The 2,845-nt window shown below is 35.5% G+C and carries 3 protein-coding genes and 1 pseudogene; all 4 read right to left on the reverse strand.

Annotated elements, in window-relative coordinates:
• Window position 1: 1 nt before the first annotated feature.
• The 4 genes and pseudogenes from GXZ13_00305 to GXZ13_00320 all read right to left on the reverse strand — a co-directional run bounded on the left by GXZ13_00305 (window position 2) and on the right by GXZ13_00320 (window position 2,840).
• The gene (locus GXZ13_00305; GenBank protein NLX74289.1) at window positions 2-775 is read right to left on the reverse strand and encodes a hypothetical protein; all 774 of its coding nucleotides are present in this window, start codon (window positions 773-775) and stop codon (window positions 2-4) included.
• 322 nt (window positions 776-1,097) lie between these two features.
• Window positions 1,098-1,199 (reverse strand): annotated as a pseudogene (locus GXZ13_00310) (DNA-binding protein).
• A 217-nt stretch (window positions 1,200-1,416) separates the two neighbouring features.
• The gene (locus GXZ13_00315) at window positions 1,417-1,779 is read right to left on the reverse strand and encodes a hypothetical protein (GenBank protein NLX74290.1); all 363 of its coding nucleotides are present in this window, start codon (window positions 1,777-1,779) and stop codon (window positions 1,417-1,419) included.
• 344 nt (window positions 1,780-2,123) lie between these two features.
• Window positions 2,124-2,840 (reverse strand): NAD(P)H-binding protein, encoded by a 717-nt coding sequence (locus tag GXZ13_00320; GenBank protein NLX74291.1) that lies wholly within the window; start codon window positions 2,838-2,840, stop codon window positions 2,124-2,126.
• Between the last annotated feature and the right edge of the window lie 5 nt (window positions 2,841-2,845).

The following is a 2,845-nucleotide window of genomic DNA, read 5'->3' on the forward strand; positions in this document are numbered from 1 at the left end:
ATCATTCGTCAATCTCTATTTCTTCGTTAATAATAATTTTCCATTTCTCATTTGTGTCGTAACCAGTAAGACTAACTCCCTTACCCATGACTTTTAGCGGATACTTCCTGAACTTAATACCTGCATCATTCACTTTTTGATATAATGTATCGGCTAACTCTTTATATTCAAGCACTTCCTCTAAAATGTAGCCTAAACGTTGAATGACAGCCGAGTTAAAATAACTTAAAAAATCACTCCCTATATTTTGGAAGTCCATAACTTCGGCTAATTCGTTCAGTACGGTTGACACTCTGTTTATCCCTCCGACTTCTCTTATATAGAGCAGTAAGTCCATTGCGGTTAATTCGGGGGTGGAAATATTGATATAGCCGTTCCTGGTAGTAAGTTGTTTTATATAACGAACAGGAATATTTTTTTTTGCAACAAAGTTTATTTTTACTCCCTTTTTTATCTTGCCTCGCAGGTTATCTGTATTAACAACGATGGAAAAAGTTTGTGGTTGTTGATGCGCTGCCCCTTGAAAAGCGGCTGCATTCAACAGCCCTACATAATATTCCTTATCCAGATATTTCATCAACTGGTCTATATATTCCGTCGGTGGAACCACCCCCTTAAATCCGTATTCGGGAGATACAATTACATAAAACCCATGCCATACGGATTGAATAGTACCTTTTTTGGATAGCCTGTATAAAGCATTCCTTATATTGGATAAATTCATAGAGGGAAATTCTTTTATTACTTCCTCCTGCGTGAAAATATTTTTACCCATTTTAGGCAAATCATCTACCCATTTGCGAATTTTATCATTCTTTTCCATATACTATATCTTACTTCACAACTGCAAAAATAATCATTTTCTGATTATAAACGCAGTTTCGTCGTCGAATAATTTAGAAAACGCTGATAGACTTCCTACTTCACAACTGCAAAAAACATTGTTTTTTGATTATAAATGCAGTTTTGCCGTAAACAGTTTGGTTGCTTATATTCTGAATAGATTAAAGCCCATTCCTGTCATCACGACGGTATGGACTTTGTTCGAACATAAAATGAAAAGTATTGAATTGAATATGGAAATGATAAAACCACTCTCACGTTTTTTTATTTTTGTTATTATTGCCTCGCTTCTTATTAAAATTCTCCCGGATAAACGTATGCACATCGCTTTCCTTATAAAACGTTTTGTGATAGAGGTTATGAAATGTTCTTTATCTATATACATGTCTGTTGATTTTAGTAACCAACTCTTTGTATGCTTGCGATTCCAATGTTATGACATCCATATTTGCAACTATTTAATTTGTTGCAAAGGTCGGCTATATAAAAATGCAAAAACAGAGGGAGTAGTTAACTACTCCCCCTAAATAGATGCATTAACTATTTGAATATTAATGCAATAAAAATTCATTATTATTTCATTTTCTTTTTATCACGACTTTTTTTGCTCTGCTCTAACACTCCTCTTAAAAAGTCTAATGATTTGGTCAGATTACAACTTTTTCTATTGTACACCTCTGCTTGCTTATCATAGATACTCCCAAAATCACAATTAAAAATATACTCGAATGATCTTGCCAATTGTTTTAAGGATGCCGGTCGTCCATTTTGGTCTTTAATTTCTTGTGATAGAAATATACTTATTATTAGTTCAGCCAAACCTATGATACCTAATCCTTTGGCTTTAGGTATCACATAAAGGTCTGATTTAAAAGAGCGTTCTTCAGTGTTTAAAAACGAAGCAGGGTATCTGATTTTTAACTCCAGTAACTGCATTTCAAACCTTAGAAACTCTACAGTTTTTTGGATATAACCTAATTTGATCTCCCCCCCTTTTTTACTTCAGAGTGAGCTTTTGCTAAAGAATAAAACTCTATAAAAGAGTGATTCAAAAACCGGAATACTTTCGAATAATCAGATTCAGTATTACACATAGCCGTAATTTGTTCCACATAGGACTCATACGCATCCTGAATTACTGAAATTTCTACTTGCGAAGATCCAGACAATAGCCTGAAAAACTTCTTGTTTGCTAAATCATTCATAGACATAATTTTTTAATGTTAGACGTTATGTTATGGATAAATAATGTCCTTTTATGCCTGCGTGTAATACCTCAACTAAGAGGTGATTTTTCCTTGCTCTGATTGTTCATGGGATAGAAGATTATTATTTTCTTTTTCCAACAGCAAGGCAGTCTTTTCTCCCCAATGAAGTATTCTTACTTTATCGTGGAGTCGGTTGGCGGCGTTTACCATTGCCCGTGCAATGTTTTCCGCTTCACATCCTCTATACCTATTAAGCGTACCAATAAATAACGGATTGATTACTTTCCATATCGCTTGAAGTGCTTTTTCTAGTGGTCGTTTTTCACTTCTGTCACCCAATATCATAGAGGGTCGGAAAATATAAGTGTGGTCGAACTCCAAATCAATTATATCCTGTTCGGCCTTGCCCTTTGTAGCGGTATAAAACACATTCGACCGGGCATTTGCACCGACAGCGGACACCAACAGAACCGTTTTCGCTCCATTTACTTTTGCTAATTCGACAGCCAAGACAGGATAGTCGTGGTCTATCCGGTAATATTCTTTTCTGTCGGGTGCTTTCTTTTGAGTAGTACCCAGCGCAATATACACTTCATCCGCTGCAAGATTCTTTGCCAGACTATCTAACGTAGAAAAATCGCCTATTAGGGACTTTAGCTTAGGATGTTGGATGCCTAAATCTTTCCGAACGACAATAATGACTTCTTTATAATTGTTGTCGTTCAATAGAAGCTTTAGGATATAAGAACCAACCAGCCCGCTTGCTCCATATATAATTGCTTTCTTCATAAATC

The sequence above is a fragment of the Synergistaceae bacterium genome (assembly GCA_012728235.1).
GTDB lineage: Bacteria > Synergistota > Synergistia > Synergistales > Synergistaceae > JAAYFL01.